General features: G+C 37.1%; 16 protein-coding genes and 1 riboswitch. Of the genes, 12 read left to right on the top strand and 4 right to left on the bottom strand.

The annotated features are described in order from the left end of the window. Positions 1–648: 648 nt before the first annotated feature. A complete protein-coding gene (locus FCI53_RS16845) occupies positions 649–978 on the top strand; it encodes an ArsR/SmtB family transcription factor (RefSeq protein ID WP_138420212.1) in 330 nt (109 codons plus the stop codon). A gap of 137 nt (positions 979–1,115) precedes the next feature. Here FCI53_RS16845 and FCI53_RS16850 read toward each other — a convergent pair whose 3' ends face one another. Further along, complete coding sequence (locus tag FCI53_RS16850; protein ID WP_138420213.1) at positions 1,116–1,382, bottom strand: hypothetical protein; 267 nt, start codon at positions 1,380–1,382, stop codon at positions 1,116–1,118. 275 nt (positions 1,383–1,657) lie between these two features. Between FCI53_RS16850 and FCI53_RS16855 the strand changes: the two genes are divergently transcribed. From FCI53_RS16855 to FCI53_RS16905, 11 genes are all read left to right on the top strand, one after another. Beyond that, positions 1,658–3,589: a fructose-1,6-bisphosphatase gene (locus FCI53_RS16855; protein WP_138420214.1), complete on the top strand. Its 1,932-nt coding sequence runs from the start codon at positions 1,658–1,660 to the stop codon at positions 3,587–3,589. Positions 3,590–4,013: 424 nt separating this feature from the next. Continuing rightward, positions 4,014–6,185, top strand: coding sequence for a DNA topoisomerase III (locus FCI53_RS16860; protein WP_138420215.1), 2,172 nt, complete (start codon positions 4,014–4,016; stop codon positions 6,183–6,185). Between the two features lie 212 nt (positions 6,186–6,397). Beyond that, positions 6,398–6,763 (top strand): hypothetical protein, encoded by a 366-nt coding sequence (locus tag FCI53_RS16865; RefSeq protein ID WP_138420216.1) that lies wholly within the window; start codon positions 6,398–6,400, stop codon positions 6,761–6,763. A gap of 282 nt (positions 6,764–7,045) precedes the next feature. Then, on the top strand, positions 7,046–7,639 hold the full coding sequence (locus FCI53_RS16870; protein WP_138420217.1) for a DUF421 domain-containing protein: 594 nt from the start codon (positions 7,046–7,048) through the stop codon (positions 7,637–7,639). A 152-nt stretch (positions 7,640–7,791) separates the two neighbouring features. Then, positions 7,792–8,109: a lmo0954 family membrane protein gene (locus FCI53_RS16875; RefSeq protein WP_138420218.1), complete on the top strand. Its 318-nt coding sequence runs from the start codon at positions 7,792–7,794 to the stop codon at positions 8,107–8,109. A gap of 21 nt (positions 8,110–8,130) precedes the next feature. Next, positions 8,131–8,760, top strand: a complete 630-nt coding sequence (locus FCI53_RS16880; protein ID WP_138420219.1) for a PspA/IM30 family protein — start codon at positions 8,131–8,133, stop codon at positions 8,758–8,760. A 639-nt stretch (positions 8,761–9,399) separates the two neighbouring features. Further along, positions 9,400–10,122, top strand: a complete 723-nt coding sequence (gene liaF / locus FCI53_RS16885; protein ID WP_171038215.1) for a cell wall-active antibiotics response protein LiaF — start codon at positions 9,400–9,402, stop codon at positions 10,120–10,122. Continuing rightward, on the top strand, positions 10,119–11,156 hold the full coding sequence (locus tag FCI53_RS16890) for a sensor histidine kinase (RefSeq protein ID WP_138420221.1): 1,038 nt from the start codon (positions 10,119–10,121) through the stop codon (positions 11,154–11,156). The genes liaF and FCI53_RS16890 overlap by 4 nt, the downstream gene beginning before the upstream one ends. Then, on the top strand, positions 11,149–11,778 hold the full coding sequence (locus tag FCI53_RS16895; protein WP_138420222.1) for a response regulator: 630 nt from the start codon (positions 11,149–11,151) through the stop codon (positions 11,776–11,778). The genes FCI53_RS16890 and FCI53_RS16895 overlap by 8 nt, the downstream gene beginning before the upstream one ends. Before the next feature lie 71 nt (positions 11,779–11,849). Then, a complete protein-coding gene (locus FCI53_RS16900; RefSeq protein WP_171038216.1) occupies positions 11,850–12,704 on the top strand; it encodes an alpha/beta hydrolase in 855 nt (284 codons plus the stop codon). Between the two features lie 94 nt (positions 12,705–12,798). Continuing rightward, on the top strand, positions 12,799–13,698 hold the full coding sequence (locus FCI53_RS16905; RefSeq protein ID WP_138420224.1) for a nuclease-related domain-containing protein: 900 nt from the start codon (positions 12,799–12,801) through the stop codon (positions 13,696–13,698). Positions 13,699–14,206: 508 nt separating this feature from the next. Here the strand turns inward: FCI53_RS16905 and FCI53_RS16910 are convergent. From FCI53_RS16910 to FCI53_RS16920, 3 genes are all read right to left on the bottom strand, one after another. Beyond that, positions 14,207–14,818: a YpmS family protein gene (locus tag FCI53_RS16910; RefSeq protein ID WP_138420225.1), complete on the bottom strand. Its 612-nt coding sequence runs from the start codon at positions 14,816–14,818 to the stop codon at positions 14,207–14,209. Between the two features lie 28 nt (positions 14,819–14,846). After that, on the bottom strand, positions 14,847–15,761 hold the full coding sequence (locus FCI53_RS16915; RefSeq protein ID WP_246050138.1) for an SGNH/GDSL hydrolase family protein: 915 nt from the start codon (positions 15,759–15,761) through the stop codon (positions 14,847–14,849). 190 nt (positions 15,762–15,951) lie between these two features. After that, a complete protein-coding gene (locus FCI53_RS16920) occupies positions 15,952–17,697 on the bottom strand; it encodes a PLP-dependent aspartate aminotransferase family protein (protein ID WP_138420227.1) in 1,746 nt (581 codons plus the stop codon). A 77-nt stretch (positions 17,698–17,774) separates the two neighbouring features. Beyond that, positions 17,775–17,882, bottom strand: a riboswitch (SAM riboswitch). Positions 17,883–17,897: the final 15 nt, after the last annotated feature.

Genomic DNA, 17,897 nt, shown 5'->3' on the forward strand with positions numbered 1-17,897 from the left:
ATCATACAAGAGGGCTATTTTTATATCAAGTACCTTTTGGTTCACTAACAGGAATGCTCCTCGCTCGTCCCTCGCTGCGGGGTCTCACCTAGGCCTTTCCTCCCGTAGGAGTCTCCGTGTATTTCCTTCGCTGTTTACTGTACTCCGAAATTTTATAGTGCATTGCTTAATAAAAATTATATAAAATACCTTTAATAATAATTGCCATGCTGCAATACAAGCTTACAGGAAATTTGTTATTTTGAATTTATAGAGTATTGCATCATCACTAATCAGAAAACCTAATTTAGTGGAGGCAGAATACGGAGACTCCTATGGGAACAGCACGAGCTGAAGATCCACTTGGTAAAGCGGTTTTCTTTACCAAGTTAGCTGAAGCCGTGCCCATGGAAAGCGTAGTATTCTGCCGGAACGGTATATTCGCTCTTATTACAACCAGAATGCAAGAAAGTAAATTCTAGTTACTGCACATAATACAGCTAATGTGCAATAAAAAAATAGAGTTTACGAACTAAGCTAACGTTATTTTGAGGTTGATAGGCATAGATTATGTGGGGAGTTTAAAGAAAGTTCATGCTAGATGTTTGGCGATTGTACTTGTTTTTTGTTAATGGAAAAGTTCATATGCACGTATAAGGAGTGATAAGGATGGAAAAGGATACAAATCAATCGAATGAATGGGAAGGTGCTGATTTAGATGAAGAGACATTGTTTGTGGTTTCCCAAACGTTTAAAGCATTAGGAGATCCAACTAGGATTAGAATCCTGCATTTATTATTTAGTAACGAATACTCAGTCAATGACATAGCGAAACAACTAAATTTACGGCAATCGACGGTTTCGCATCAGTTGCGCTTTTTGAAAAATTTGCGCTTAGTCAAATACCGTAGAGAAGGAACCACATTGTACTATTCCCATGATGATGAACATGTGATTAATATATTAAAACAAACGATTAAACATGCGTTACACCAATAAGGTTAATGAGGAATTTGAAGAAAATAAGATTGGAGAAAGAGAAGCTGATTGGTGCTTGTGAAGGTAAGGAAACCTTCTCCAATCTTCGTTTTTAAGTAGACAACTAGCCCTGACCGGTGGCTCTAAGCATTTGTTCTCTATTTGGAAGAAGTCTCTAACTTATGGATCGCCATGTCATGCTTAGAAACCTGTTCACGAAGATAGTCAATTTCAGCAGTATGGTTGCGTAATTCTTTTATTATTTCTTTATGACGCTGTGCGTTTGATTTTTCCATTTGATCCATTCGCTCAGATAAGCTAGTAACCACTTTATTATTTTCAGTTACCATCTTATTATTTTCAGCAACCATTTTCATCAATTGTTCCATATGTTTTTCGATACGATCTAATTTCTCTTCACTCATTTTTTTACCTCCTTTTAAGCCTTGTTCTTCTCTTATATTATATCGAATACACGTTCGCAAAACAATGCTCCACCTAGTTATTTTATCACCTTATAACGAAACTATGTCCGTTTTATGAAGGATTTAGAAAGGAACGATTCACCACTAATATTCTTAATAATTTGAAAATTAATCCCATTAAAAATATAATAACCATATACATTTAACTTTTTCAATTGGGGAATTTTGAATTAGTCCTATTAGAAATAAAAAAATTAAAGGGGGATGCGGGAATTTTGTATAAAAGATATTTGGATTTATTAGCTCAAGAATTTGATAGTGAAGAGAAAGTGGCCACTGAAATCATTAATCTTGAAGCCATACTTAATTTACCTAAGGGAACGGAACACTTTGTTAGTGATTTACATGGGGAGTTTCAAGCCTTTCAACATGTGTTACGAAATGGTTCAGGTAAAGTGAAGGAGAAAATAAGAGATATCTTCACTGATGTATTATCTGAAAAAGAAATCAATGAATTTGCCACATTGGTTTATTATCCTGAAGAAAAGTTACAACTAATTAAAAATAATTTTACAACGGACCAAGAATTACACAGTTGGTATATAGACATGATTGATCATATGATTAAGCTGATTGCGTATGCATCCTCCAAATATACACGTTCCAAGTTACGTAAAGCATTGCCTAAACAGTTTGTATATATTATCGAAGAATTACTATACAAAACAGATGAATACACCAATAAGAAACAATATTATAAAAAAATTGTCCAGCAAATCATTTCCCTCGATCAAGCAGATAAACTAATCATTGGTCTTGCCTATACCACACAACGTTTAGTAGTGGATCACCTTCATGTGGTGGGGGATATTTATGACCGTGGACCAGAACCAGATAAAATTATGGATACGCTGATTAACTATCATTCCGTTGATATTCAGTGGGGAAATCATGACGTCTTGTGGCTCGGTGCTTTTGCTGGGTCAAAGGTATGCCTTGCTAATATTCTTCGTATCTGTGCTAGATATGACAATTTGGATATCATTGAGGACGCCTATGGAATTAATCTAAGACCACTTCTTAATCTTGCTGAGAAATATTATAAAGACAATCCAGCCTTTCGACCAAAAATCCAATCAGAAGAAATGCTATCTGAACAGGAAACCGTACAAATTACTAAAATTCACCAAGCCATTGCTATGATTCAGTTTAAATTAGAAATGCCGATCATCAAAAGACGACCAACTTTCAATATGTCCGAACGGCTCTTACTTGAAAAAATTGATTATGACAACAACAAAATTACAATCGGGGGAAAAACGTATCCACTTGAAAACACCTGTTTTGCAACGGTTAATCCCAAACAACCGGAACAATTGTTAGAAGAAGAAGAGCAAGTGATGGACAAGTTATTATTTTCAATCCAACATTCAGAAAAACTGACTAGACATATGAAATTCTTAATGAAAAAAGGCAGTTTTTACTTGAGGTATAATGGTAACTTATTACTGCATGGCTGTATACCTCTAGACGAAGATGGAAAAATGGAAAAGATGGAGATTGAAGACAAAACCTATACAGGTCGTGAACTACTTGATGTATTCGAACACTATTTAAGATATGCTTTTGCACATTCAGAAAAAACGGACGATCTTGCTACAGACATGGTTTGGTATTTATGGACGGGAGAATATTCCTCCTTGTTTGGCAAGAGGCAAATGACGACATTTGAAAGGTATTTTATAAAGGATAAGGAAACACATAAAGAAACAAAGAATCCCTATTACTATTTACGGGAAAATGAAGATACTTGTAAAAGAATCTTACAAGAATTTGACCTCGATCCTGACCAAGGTCATATCATAAATGGGCATACACCGGTTAAGGAGATTGATGGGGAGAATCCAATTAAAGCTTGCGGCAAGATGATTGTGATTGATGGTGGCTTTTCGAAAGCTTACCAATCGACTACAGGGATTGCTGGTTATACATTATTGTATAATTCCTATGGGATGCAACTTGTCGCCCATAAACAGTTTACGTCAAAACAAGATGTGCTTTTAAACGGAACGGACGTGTTATCGGTAAGAAGGTTGGTGGACAAAGAATTGGAGCGCAAAAAAGTTCTAGAAACGAATGTTGGGGAAGAATTAAAACAGGAAGTTTCTCTTCTCAAAAGTTTGATGGAGTATCGTTATACAAATTAATTTGATGTGCTGTGTGAGTAACAGGAACATGATTCCTTGCTCACGCAGTTTTTTTATGATCACTGGAGGAAAGAGGTCATCCATAATAATATGGTATATATTAATAGTATAAATGAAACCGCACACCAGTTCTTGCTTTCACTCAGAATTAAACAGAGACTCTTGGTAGAAGTTAGCATGATAGATGTTTGCGATAGATAAGGACGTGTAGATAGATGATTAAAAATGCAGGGCTTGCAATTCCATTAAGATATTATAGTTGCGACCACGCTGATTGGCTACATAAGAATTTCCAATTAATGGGTCATCATGGCGCACGGTCCATTTCGTTTATGTTACTAAAAATTAAAAAGATCCTATAAAGGTTGTTTGGTACAAGTATGTTATAGTAATAGGAGTAATTTACTTGAAAGGATGTTCATCCATGAAGAAGACTGTAGTCTTAGCGGAAAAGCCCTCTGTGGGCCGTGATATTGCTAGGGTATTAAATTGTAACAAAAAAGGCAATGGCTTTTTTGAGGGTTCGAAATATATTGTAACGTGGGCACTGGGGCATTTGGTTACGTTAGCTGATCCAGAAGTCTATGATGATAAATATAAAACATGGAAATTAGAAGATTTACCGATGCTTCCATCGCGATTAAAACTTGTTGTCATAAAAAAGACAGGGAAGCAATTTAATTCGGTAAAGACACAATTAAATCGAAACGATGTTGGCGAAATCGTCATTGCTACCGATGCAGGTCGTGAAGGGGAACTTGTCGCACGCTGGATTATTGAAAAGGCGCGAGTGAAGAAACCGGTCAAAAGACTGTGGATTTCTTCGGTAACAGATAAGGCCATTAAGGATGGATTTAAGAAACTAAAACCAGGCAAACAGTATGAAAACCTGTATGCGTCAGCAGTTGCTCGTTCAGAAGCAGACTGGTACGTTGGGCTAAATGCAACACGAGCGCTAACGACCAAGTTTAATGCACAACTATCAAGTGGTCGTGTGCAAACACCTACCTTGCAAATGATTGCTTTACGTGAACAGGAAATTCGTAATTTTAAACCGAAAGATTATTACGGGATTAAAGCGGTAGCTAATAAAGGGTTAACCTTAACATGGCGTAGTCAAAAAAATGATACGAGAATTTTTGACAAACAAACGGCAGAGAAAATGGTTGCTAATCTAAATGGTCAACAAGCAAAAGTAGTGCAGATTGATAAAAAACAGAAGAAAAGTCATGCGCCTGGCCTATATGATTTAACCGAACTACAACGTGATGCCAATAAAATATTTGGTTTCTCTGGTAAGCAAACATTATCTTTGATGCAAAAATTATATGAACAACATAAGGTACTAACTTATCCACGAACGGATTCAAGGTACATTTCATCGGATATTGTTCCAACGCTAAAGGATCGCCTCAAAGCTTGTGGTGTTGATCAATATGCTCCTGTTGCTAACAAACTTGCAAAGCGGGATATCAAGCCTAATAAATCATTTGTTGATGATAATAAAGTGTCCGATCACCATGCGATTATTCCAACAGAACAAACCGTGTATCTGTCAGAGCTAAATGATAAAGAAAGAAAAATTTATGATTTAGTCGTCAAACGATTTTTGGCCGTCCTATCTCCTGCTTTTGAATATGAACAGACCACTTTGGAGGTTGCAATTGGAAACGAGAAATTTACAGCCAAAGGGAAAAATGTGAAAAAACAAGGGTGGAAAGAGGTTTACAACAACCGCACTGGTGAGGAGGAGGAAGAGGATCAGCGAATTCCTAATCTTCAACAGGGAGACACATTATCTGGCGTAACAGTTAAACTGACAAAAGGCCAAACCAAAGCCCCTGAACGTTTTACGGAAGGAAACTTGTTACAAGCAATGGAAAATCCAGCGAAGTATATGGAACAACAAGATAAAAAGCTTGTGAGTACCCTTAATAAAACAGGCGGACTCGGAACAGTAGCGACACGAGCAGATATTATTGAAAAGCTATTTAATAGTTTTTATATTGAGAAAAAGGGTAAACATATTTTCCTTACTTCAAAAGGCAAACAGTTGCTAGACCTTGTTCCGGAAGACTTGAAATCCCCAACCTTAACGGCTGAGTGGGAACAAAAGTTAGAAGCCATTTCAAGCGGGAAATTAAACAAAGATACATTTATTAAAGAAATGAAAGGCTATGCAAGTAATGTTGTGAAAGAGATTAAAAATAGTGATGCAAACTTCAAACATGACAATATGACGGGAACAAAGTGTCCGGATTGCGGTAAGTTAATGTTAGAAGTTAACGGTAAAAAAGGGCGCATGCTCGTTTGTCAGGATCGTTCCTGTGGAGGCAAGAAGAATATTGCTAAGAAAACGAATGCTCGTTGTCCAAACTGTCATAAACGAATGGAACTTCGTGGTGAAGGCGAGGGGCAGATGTTTACTTGTACATGTGGACACCGAGAAAAATTATCGACCTTTAATGAACGGAAGCAAAAACAAAAACAGAGCAAGGTATCGAAGAAAGATATTAATAAATATATGAAAAAGCAACAAAATGAGGAATTTACCAATACGGCTTTAGCAGATGCATTGTCTAAGTTGAAAAAGTAATATAGATGAAAAACTCGCCCAGCTAGTGGCGAGTTTTTTAGTTTTTAATACGGTTTTTTATGGGACTGAAGTACAGAGGTTTTCAAATTACGGAACCAAAGGGAAAAGCGCTGAGGTGATGTAAGAAAAAGCTGTAAATACGCAGGATCTAGAGAAAAAGTGCTGGATGATGTAAGAAAAAGCTGTAATACGTAAGATCTAGAGAAAGAGCGGTGGATGATGTAAGAAAAAGCCGTAAATACGCAAGATCTAAAGAAAAAGCGGTGGATGATGTAAGAAAAAGCCGTAAATACGCAAGATCTAGCGAAAAAGTGGTGGATGATGTAAGAAAAAGCTGTAAATACGCAAGATCTAGAGAAAAAGCGTTGGATGATGTAAGAAAAAGCCGTAAATACGCAGGATCTAGAGAAAAAGTGCTGGATGATGTAAGAAAAAGTTGTAAATACGCAAGATCTAGAGAAAAAGCGGTGGATGATGTAAGAAAAAGCCATAAATACGCAGGATCTAGAGAAAAAGTGCTGGATGATGTAAGAAAAAGCTGTAAATACGCAAGATCTAGAGAAAAAGCGCTGAGGTGATGTAAGAAAAAGCCGTAAATACGCAGGATCTAGAGAAAAAGTGGTGGATGATGTAAGAAAAAGCTGTAAATACGTAAGATCTAGAGAAAAAGCGTTGAGTTAATACACATAATACAGCTAATGTGCATTAAAAAACAATGAGGGTTACGAAATAGTTAAGCGATTATTAATAAATGTATCTAGAACGGTATCAATTTTCATCTCACTACATAATAAATGCATGAAATCTCCTAATAAATTACCTGTTAAAACAAAAGCTAATATAGATAAGGAGGTTTGCTTATGTCAGGTTTAATAGACGCCATTATCTATTTGTTTGCTACGCTTATTTTGTTAAGATTTGCTGGGAAACGAACCATTTCTCAAGCAACACCAAGTGAAGTCGTTATTATGATAGGAATTGGTACTGTGCTTGTTCACCCATTGAAATCAGTAGATGCTTGGGTTAGTGCTTATCATGGTTTGTTAATTGTAATCGGAGTGATTTTCGTTTCGATTTTACAAATTTATGTTCCAAAGGTGCAAAAGTGGATCATGGGTGAACCACTTCTCGTTGTGAAAAATGGACAAATTTTACATAAAAATATAAAGAAAGCACGAATTACTGAAGATGAGTTAAAGATGAAGTTGAGAATAAAGAAAATAACGGATATTACAAAACTAAAATCCGTTACATTAGAGGTGAGTGGTGATGTAGGTGTAGAAGTGGCGGAACAACCTGCTACTCAAAAGGATATTGATGACATAAAAAAAGCATTAGAAATGATTGGAGATAAAATTGGGTCTCCTGTTACTTTTTATACACCACCCAATGACTCAAAACAAAACCTTTTTAAACAGATAGAAGGAGTACAAGAAAAGGATCCACTTCAATAAATGAAGCTAAGTTGGCTCAGATAGGGAATTGTCTGAGCTTTTTTTGTTACAACATTCTAAGCCTCTAGTCTTAGTCTAAAATATACCGCTAGTCCGTTACCGTGGACAAGCATGAAAGGTATGATGGAAATATGAAAGGAGGGAGTAAAACAATGAAAACATTATTACTACTATTACTAGGGATTACAGCGGTGATTATTTTTCTTGCCAATTTGGGACCAATGATTGTGCTCGCAATTAGCGTAGTCATTTCCTATTACGCAGTGAAGAAATTTATTCTAGCAGATACAGTTGGAAAAAAAGTGCTTTGGGGATTTGTTATATTAATCGGACTAGCTATATCACTATCAAATATTCCAGCTTTAATTGGTGTCGCCTCCTTCGTGGTGCTTTATTACACCTATAAAACATGGAAAAAAGACAAACAAGACACATACGTTGATGATGATTTCTTAATGACTGATCAATAGATAATAAAAGGAGTGTTTAAAATGGCAAACCTATTTACAAGGATAAAAGAAACAATTCAAGCCGACCTACATGAATTAATGGATCAAAAAGAACAAAAGAATCCTATTACACATTTAAATCAGTATATTCGTGAGTGTGAGCAGGAAGTTCGGAACATGAAGCAACTCGTTGAAAAGCAATACACGTATAAACATGAATTCACACGCGAATTGAGCCAAGCAAAGAAAATGGCTGCAAAACGCAAACGCCAAGCAGAGCTTGCGAAAGAAGCGGAAGAGAATGAACTTTATCAATATGCAACAGAGGAACAACAACAATTTGAAACAAGAGTCAATCAACTAACAGAACTACTAGATAAAACGATTGCTGAATTAGAACAATTAGAAAACAAGTACGTACAAATGAAACATAAATTGAAAGATCTTTACGTAAAAAGAATGGAGCTAAAAGGAAGAGAAAATGTGGCAAGAGCACACAAGGGAATGAATAAGGTGCTTAATTCAGGTCTAGCCGAAAAGACGGTATCTAAATTTGAAGAAATGGAAAGTTATATTGAAAGGTTAGAAAACCAAGTAAAAACTGACCATCGCTTACACACACTAGACGCAAGGTTAGCAGAGCTAGAAAAAAATGAGGCTACCCCTAACTAAAATATGTTAATCTGAAAGAGGCACTCCGAGCGTACTTGTGTGCCTTTTTCGTTTAGATACTAAGTAAAACTAATGTGTTATTGCAGATAAGCTGTATTATGCGGCATAACTATTTACTTTTTTACATTCTGATTGAAATAAGTGCTAATATATCGTTCCGGCAGAATACTACGCTTTCCATGGGCACGGCATCAGCTAACTTGGTAAAGAAAAGCCCTTTACCAAGTGGATCTTCGGCTCGTGCTGTTCCCATAGGACAAGGAACGCTTCGGCAGCGATACATCGCACGAAGAAAATGGCTTTGTATTTTCGAGGAGTCTCCGTATTCTGCCTACGCTTGGATAAGTTCACTGATTAGTGGTAGATGTAATACGCAATAAAATCAAAAGTAGTAAATTTATTGCAGTATTGTGTTACAACATATCAATTAACAATAAAAAGGTATATTTTATGATTTTTATTAAGTAATGCTCTATAAAACTTCAAAGTGCCGAAAAAAGCGTAGGTGTATTTCCGCAGCGATATATTAGTACTCTTTTTATAAAGAGGACAGTGGAGGTAAATGCGTATAATACAGCAAATGCGCAATTGTATAAGTTATAACTGCATGCCAAATCATTAATGAAAAGGAGATCTTTTATGGATAAAAGAAACAGCACAGATATTGTTCATATACTTTTATTTGCCATGGTGGTCTTATTTGTATTTGAATTGATTTTCATCAATATGGGCCATCTTGTGTCTATCTTGATTTGGCTTGCATTTATTTACTATGGAAAAAAAAGATATAGTCGCATGCGGGGAAAAGTACTTTTCTGGCTAGGTGTTTTCTTGTTAACAGTAACCATTTTAAATACGCTCGCATTCAAATTTTTGTTATTTATTCTAATCGTTTATTTGATCGTGAAATGGTATAAAGCAAAGCAAGAGCCAACTTATATGCAGCCAGAATTTTCGGTGGATGAACATGAAGGCATATCGGAAGAACCAATATTGTTCACGAATAAATGGTTTGGTCAACAACGTACCAAACGTCAAGCATATGAATGGAAAGATGTTAATATCCAGTCCGGTGTTGGAGATACTGTCATTGATTTAAGCTATACCGTGATCCCTAAAAGTGATCCAGTAGTTGTGGTGCGGCATTTAGTCGGGAATGTCCAAATTGTTGTCCCTTATGATGTCGAAGTCAGTGTACATCATTCGTCTCTCTTTGGTTCTGTGGATATTTTTGATTACCATGAGCAACATACATGGAACCGTGTCGTACATTTACAATCTGAAAATTATCAACAGGCAACAAAAAGAGTGAGGATTTTCACCTCAGTACTTGTCGGAAAAATTGAGGTGAAAAGAGGATGAAACCAGTACTACACCGAGCGATTGTAATAGGGGTTGCGTTTTCCATTTTGCTTATGGTCTTGTTACTCACTTTAGTATTTATCGTGTTCCCATTTACTAATTGGACTGAACTGTGGGAAAGAAAATTGTTTGAACTTCCGTTTGTGTTGATGATTCTTGCGATTACATTGTTTGCAGGAGCTATATTTGGTATAGGAATTGGGTTGTTTTTAAAAAGACAATTAACCGGATTAGAAACAGCAATGGATTCTGTACATGAGGGTTCGTTTGATGGAACGACGTCGATTACAGAGATACAAGTATTGTTTGAAAAAGTCAATCAATTGCAACAATATATTCGAGAACAAACACTACGTACTCAAAAGTTAATTGATGAACGTGTGCAAGACCAAGAAGTTCAGATCAACAAAGTTGTGTCAGAAGAACGGAACCGGTTAGCAAGAGAATTGCATGATTCCGTTAGCCAGGAATTATTTGCGGCTTCAATGTTAGTGTCTGCTATTAACGAAAGTTTTCATAGCCAAGATCCTGCTAGCAAACAATTACAACAAGTAGAAGCAATGATTCAACAAGCACAGCTTGAGATGAGAGCTCTTTTACTTCATTTACGACCAGTTGCGTTAAAAGATAAATCCTTAAAAGACGGTGTGAAACAATTGTTAGAAGAATTAAAACAAAAGGTGCCCATCGAAGTGGACTGGAACATGGAACAAGTGACAGTCAGTAAAGGGGTGGAAGACCAGTTATTTCGCATTTTACAGGAATCGATTTCGAACACGTTAAGGCATGCCAAAGCACAGTCATTGTCGATTTTATTGATTGAGCGTGACAGGCACGTAATTTTGCAAGTAAATGATGATGGTGTCGGATTTGATGTGGAGGAACAACTTTCTGGTTCCTATGGATTAATGAACATGAAAGAAAGAGCAGCAGAAATGGGAGCTAAGTTTCGGATCATTAGTGTGCCAAAGGAAGGGACACGCTTGGAAGTTCGCGTTCCAATAATGGAAGTAGGAGGTGATGAATATGATTAAGGTTCTATTTGTCGATGATCATGAAATGGTACGAATTGGCGTCAGTGCATATTTGGCAACGCAAGCCGATATTGAGGTTGTCGCCGAAGCGGATAATGGAAAAAAAGCTGTCGACCTCGCCCTAGAGTTGCGACCAGATATTATTTTAATGGATTTAGTCATGGAAGAAATGGATGGTATTGAAGCAACACGCCAAATTATCGCAGCTTGGCCTGATGCAAAAATCCTTGTCGTCACAAGTTTTATTGATGATGAAAAAGTGTATCCAGCACTAGAAGCAGGTGCAACCAGTTATTTGTTAAAAACGTCGAAGGCAAGTGTGATAGCAGCTGCCATTAGGGATACCTACAACGGGGAATCTGTGTTTGAAAGTGAAGTCACCAATAAAGTGATGTCCAAGATGAGAAATAAGCAAGAATCACTTCCACATGAAACATTGACAGCGCGGGAAATGGAAATTTTACTACTTATTGCGCAAGGAAAAACAAACCAAGAAATCGCGGATGATTTGTTTATTGCACTAAAAACAACGAAAGTCCATGTCAGCAATATTTTAAGCAAATTAGAAGTACAAGATCGAACCCAAGCTGCTATTTATGCACATAAACATGCTTTGCTTTAAGTGTAGTGACGTTTGAGTTTTCCAATATTTGTTAGTAAAATGAAGGAAAATTTAGAGGAGTTGTCATGTTTGTGAATTTTTCGAATATACCATCACTAAAGGATTTTCAAGCGAAAGATGGTGATGTGCTTTCTTATCGCTACTATCCAGCAACTAGTAATTCTGATACCGTCATGATTATGTTGCACGGAATTTGTGAAGATAGTAAATATTTAATGCCACTTGCTCAATTCGTTTCAGAGCACGGTCTTGCCCATGTGTATACTCCTGACCTAAGAGGCTATGGAGAAAAAGCGGTTGGACGCGGTGATATAAGTTATATTGGGCAATTAGAAGATGATCTTGTTGATTTTATGGAGGTTGTCAAACAAAAACATGCTTCAAATGCAAGGATCATATTAGCTGGACATTCCGCTGGTGGTGGAACTGCACTTCGGTTTGCAGCTAGTAAACATTCGAAGTTAGTGGATCACTATTTGCTACTTGCACCATTTGTCCATTTCCAAGCTCCGATTATGAAAGACTCCGATGCAACGACAGCAAATAAAGGAAGACTAATTTGGTTAATGATACTAAACCGTTTAGGAATTAAAACTAAAAATCATCTTCCAGTATTAGCAAGCAATAAGCCAGAGGAAAAACGCCATGGATCGGAAACATTGTCATTGAGTTATCGATTGTTTATGTCTCGTTTACCCGACAATTATAAAAAAGCTTTGATAAGTGTGCCGGATGATACGCTGGTACTTATTGGTAGTGAGGACGAGGTATTTAAATCCGAGGCTTTTTCCCCATTGTTTTCTAAATATACCAATGCAGAAGTACAAGTAATAAAAAACATTGATCATGATGGAATTTTATCAAGTGAAGAAGCATTTAATTTGATAGAAGATTGGTTACATAAAGTGGTTAAAGTTAGCAACTAGGTGATAGTTGCTTTTTTTGTGCGTGAAGAGGGATTTGGCTTGTCTTTATTTTAACGTTGGCATACTATGGAGGTAGAAAGGAAGTGATTTATGCATGGAGCCGCGACAAAAACCTTTGGAATTGGTGACCTTAGAATTGTTGAGTCATCGTATGGCTCTCCCCCTCAATGAACAGCAACGTTTGACAAAACTAGAAAAAGGCTATCAAGGAGAAAAGAAGTTTGACGGGATGATAGAAATATTAAAGAATGACGCAATCGTTTTAAATGATTTATGGTTTGAAATTAACAACACAAAGTTTCAAATCGATTCATTAGTTATCCTCCAAAATATGATTTACCCTTTTGAGGTAAAAAACTACGAAGGTGACTTTTATGTGGAAGTAGACAGATGGTTTACGATGTCAAAAAGAGAAATTAGTTCCCCACAACAACAAGTGAACCGCAGCACCATTCTCCTACGACAATTACTTCAACAACACGGCCTTCATTTTCAAATTCAACCTTATTTGGTTTTTGTTAATGATGCTTTTACTTTGTATCAGGCGCCCAAAGACCCTACCATTATTTTTCCAACACAACTTAATCGTTTCTTAGAAAAATTGCATAATGAACCCTCAGCTTTAGGAGCACGTCACAAAAAACTGGCGGAAAAATTAGTGGAGCTTAGGACTTCCGAACAGCCGCGTGCGTATGAATATACGTATGATCAATTGGAGAAGGGGATTGTTTGTGCGGAGTGTGGGGGATTGCTAGTTCGCTTTAATCTAAAGAAACTGGCCTGTAATAAATGCAATCATGAAGTACATGTAGAAACAGCAGTCCGATCCAATATTGATGAGTTACAGATTTTGTTTCCTGATAAAAAACTAACGGTAGCTAGTGTGTATGACTGGTGTGGAGGATATGTTTCTCAAAGGACTATTAATGAGGTATTAAGGAAAAACTTTAGATTGATTTATAAGGGACGAGCATCCTACTATATAAAACAGTAGGCGATGAAACGATAGGCATATAATAGATCATTTAGTTACACATAACATATATAGTTACGCAATCAGGCGTAAAAAATGTAAGAAAAGCTGTTAAATAAGCAGAATTCAGTGAAAAAAGCCGATATGATGTAAGAAAGGCTGTTAAATAAGCAGAATTCAGTGAAAAAAGCCGATATGATGTAAGAAAAGCTGTTAAATAAGCAGAATTCAGTGAAAAAAGCAGATATGATGTAAGAAAAGCTGTTAAATAAGCAGAATCCAGTGAAAAAAGCCGATATGATGTAAGAAAAGCTGTTAAATAAGCAGAATCCAGAGCAAAAAGCAGATATGATGTAAGAAAAGCTGTTAAATAAGCAGAATCCAGTGAAAAAAGCCGAGATAATGTAAGAAAAGCTATTAAATAAGCAGAATCCAGCGTAAAGAGCCAAGATGATGTAAGAAAAAGCCGTAAATAGCCCGTAAGCAAAAAGAAATAAAAGGCACTCGCTCCAGCGAGTGCCCTCATACTCTACAACCCTAATGTTTCATTAGGTACCTTAATTCTGAAACTTAATTGATCATTTTCCAGGTCAAACTGCTGGATTCTTACTTTGAAATTACTCCTAATGTCCATTTGGGTAACGGCAATATAAATGTCTTCTTCATTAGGGTTGATTGTAACCCACTCAGGAACTGGAAGATTATCTTTTAGGTATTTTAATACACGTTTGTTTGGTAAATGTAACAGGCCTAAAGATATTTCCTTTTGCTTTAAGATTAGGTCACCGTTTTCTTGGACAATTGGTTCTAACCGAATGGTAATTGGAATTTCAGAATCAAATGCTTTAATGGAACCATTTAATTGAACATCATCATTCAGTTGTACCGAATATTTATCACCGTCATCTTTCATGAGTTTATCAACATAGCCATTAACTAATTCATTTAAGTTACTTTTACTAGAGTGAATCGTAAACTCAGCACCATCTTCATCTTCAATAAATTCTTTTTGTGGTACGTCCTCCTTTGGCACAGGCCATAGGATAAGCGTAATAACAATCAAAACGACAAAGCTAGTTAATCCCAATAAACCAAAAAATAGTGTTTTCCATAACTGTTCTGTTCCCCTTGGTTCTCCCATTATCTATTCACCTTTTCTTAACGGTCTTTTACTCCTCGGATTCCTTCATTATATAGGGTCTTAAATACGTAAGCACCCGTTCTGCAATTAATTGATAGCCATCTGCATTAGGATGAAAATTATCGTCCGCGAATAAATTTTTATCTACGCTTTGAAATAAATCATCCGTAGGGATAAAAGATGCTTGGTCATACTGATTTGTGACGTTTCGTCCTGCAGTATTCCATCCATCTAAAATAATTCCTAACTGTTCGATGTTACTAAAATATTTTTCAAATGGGTTATAGAAACCTACTAAAAAGACTTCGACCTCAGGATTAATGGCAAAAATTTTATCAAAAATAGCTCGCAGCCTTTCGATGTATGCGACCTTCTCTTGATTAAAAGGCTCTTCTCGAAGGTTAGTGAAATTGTCTTTAACAACTTTCATAATATCATTAGCGCCGATTGTTAGAAGTACAATATTAGCATCTTCAATAGATTCAACAATTTCTTGTTGTTCTAACCGAGCGAGTAATTGATCAGAGCGATTGCCGCGTTTTCCAAAGTTTTCAATTTCAATTTTTTGGTCAGACCGTTCAAAGGTATGGTTTAAGATACCAACATATCCACCATTATCGGTTTCATCACCAACCCCTTGTGTCAGTGAATCTCCAATCGCAACCATTTTTAAATCATCTTTAAGAAATAATTCAACCGTATTCCCAACAACTTGTTTTACTTTTTCGGTTATTTCTTCTGTAATGGTATTGTTTGATTCCTGGTCCTCAGCAATTTGTTCATCTTGTATTTCTACTTGCTCATCTATTGGTTCCTTATTTTCGTCATTACCGCTCGCATCGTGTACTTGTTCGGTTGGATCATTAGGGGAAAGGTTCAAATAAACAATAGATAATGCAACAAGGATTAAGATACTTAATAAAAATACAATCTTTTTGCGCATTATCATCACACCTCAAAAAATAATGTAGTAGTATAGTTCCCTATTAAAACATAAGCAAAACGGATTGCACAATAAAATATTCATTACTTTATCATATGTTTTTTTGGGGGGAAATAGCAATACATTATCTCTTATTAAATAAGAAAAAAATCCTCATCCACTAGTTTGTGGATGAGGATTTATATTATGTTTAAATGCTAACTGGTTGCTTACTTTCCTTTCTGCGTAACCGGTCGAATTCTTTGTAAGGACAGCGATTTTCGACAACAATTTTTCCATTCGCTACTGCTTGCTGTTTGATAGACGTATTCGCATTGTGCAGCCATAAAATTGCAGCGTTGCTAGCAGTGACTTGCGTAATGGCATCCACATCTAGCACATAACAAATATCAATGGTAGTAGGAACAGCGTCAATCGATGGGTAAGTCGGTTTGCTTAAGATTTCTTCCTGTTGGTCATCAACCACAGCGATGTTAAAGCCAGCTCGTTGTAGTTTTTGAATGGCTTGATAATTTGGATCGCTAGGGTTACTTGCTAAACCAACTACCGCAATCGTTTTTTGCCTAATCGCCCCATCTTCTCTAGCAAATGGTGAGCGAAGTGCCCATTCAATCGCTTCTTCTGTAGATGGAACAATCGTCGGTTCGGTGTCTGTAGCTTTTGCAATTGCTTGGTCTAAGTCTTTGATAATGTCTTCTGCTGTCTCAAGCCCGACAGACAAACGAATTAATTCCTCGGTTACCCCACTTTTCTCTAAGTCCTCACTGCTTAATTGTTGGTGTGTGGTGGAAGCTGGGTGAATGATTAATGATTTTGCATCACCAACGTTTGCGACATGTGACCATAATTGAATGTTGTCAATCACTTGTCGACCTGCTTCACGGCCACCTTTTATACCAAAAACAATGATCGAACCAAACGTATCGTTTAAGTACTTTTTTGCAAGCTCGTGGGATGGATGTTCCTCAAGTCCAGGATAAGAGACCCACTCAACGGCAGGGTGATTAGCTAAAAAGCTCGCCACTTTTTTTGTATTTTCGCTATGTTGTTTTATGCGTAAATTCAATGTTTCTAAGCCTTGAAGAAAGTAAAAAGCGTTTTGTGGGCTAAGACATGCACCGATGTCACGTAAAAGTTGGACACGGAATTTGGTAGCAAACGCTGCAGCCCCTACATCAATATACTTTAAACCATCGTAGCTTGGGTCTGGCTCTGTAAATCCAGGAAACTTGTCATTGTTCCAATCAAAACGTCCACCGTCAATCATGACGCCGCCAACGGATGTACCATGTCCACCAATCCATTTGGTTGCGGAGTGGACAACAATGTCAGCTCCCCATGTGATTGGCTTTGCGCCATAAGGGCTAGCAAACGTATTATCAATAATAAGAGGGATGTTATTTTCGTGCGCAACATCTGCAACAGCTTCTACGTCTAAAACGTTAAGACTAGGGTTGGTGATGGTTTCTCCAAAGATTGCTTTCGTTTTCGGTGTTATGGCTTGGCGGAAGTTTTCTGGATCTGTGCCATCTACAAACGTCACATCGATTCCGTATTTAGGAAGTGTGTTCGCGAAAAGATTATACGTACCGCCATAAAGGTTGCTGTCTGTCACAATTTCATCGCCGGACCCTGCAAGGTTCAAGATCGACAATGTGATAGCAGACATCCCAGAAGCGGTTGCGACTGCAGCAACACCATCTTCAAGTAAGGCCATTCGTTGTTCGAAGGCATCAATGGTTGGGTTCATTATACGAGAATAAATGTTACCAGGTTCGGCGAGGCCAAAAAGGTTTTGGGCATGTTCTGTGTCGCGGAAAACATAAGAAGTTGTTTGATAGATAGGTACAGCGCGTGAGCCTGTGGCTGGATCTGGAGATTGTCCTCCGTGTAGTAATAAGGTTTCGTCTCCTTGGAAATCAAAAGAATTGGTCATGTTCCATCCTCCTACGCAATTTTTATTAAATAAAAAAACACCTACTTCTAAAGAAGAGGTGTAAATGTACATTCCTCCTCTTATCTACCAGGTTAGATTACCTGTAGGATTTGGCACCTTTTCAAGTGTTCTTGATGGTTGCCGGGCTTCACTGGGCCTATTCCCTCTGCCACTCATGATAAGAGATGTCCAAATATTTA

The sequence above is a fragment of the Aquibacillus sediminis genome, assembly GCF_005870085.1.
Classification (GTDB): Bacteria; Bacillota; Bacilli; order Bacillales; family Amphibacillaceae; genus Aquibacillus_E; species Aquibacillus_E sediminis.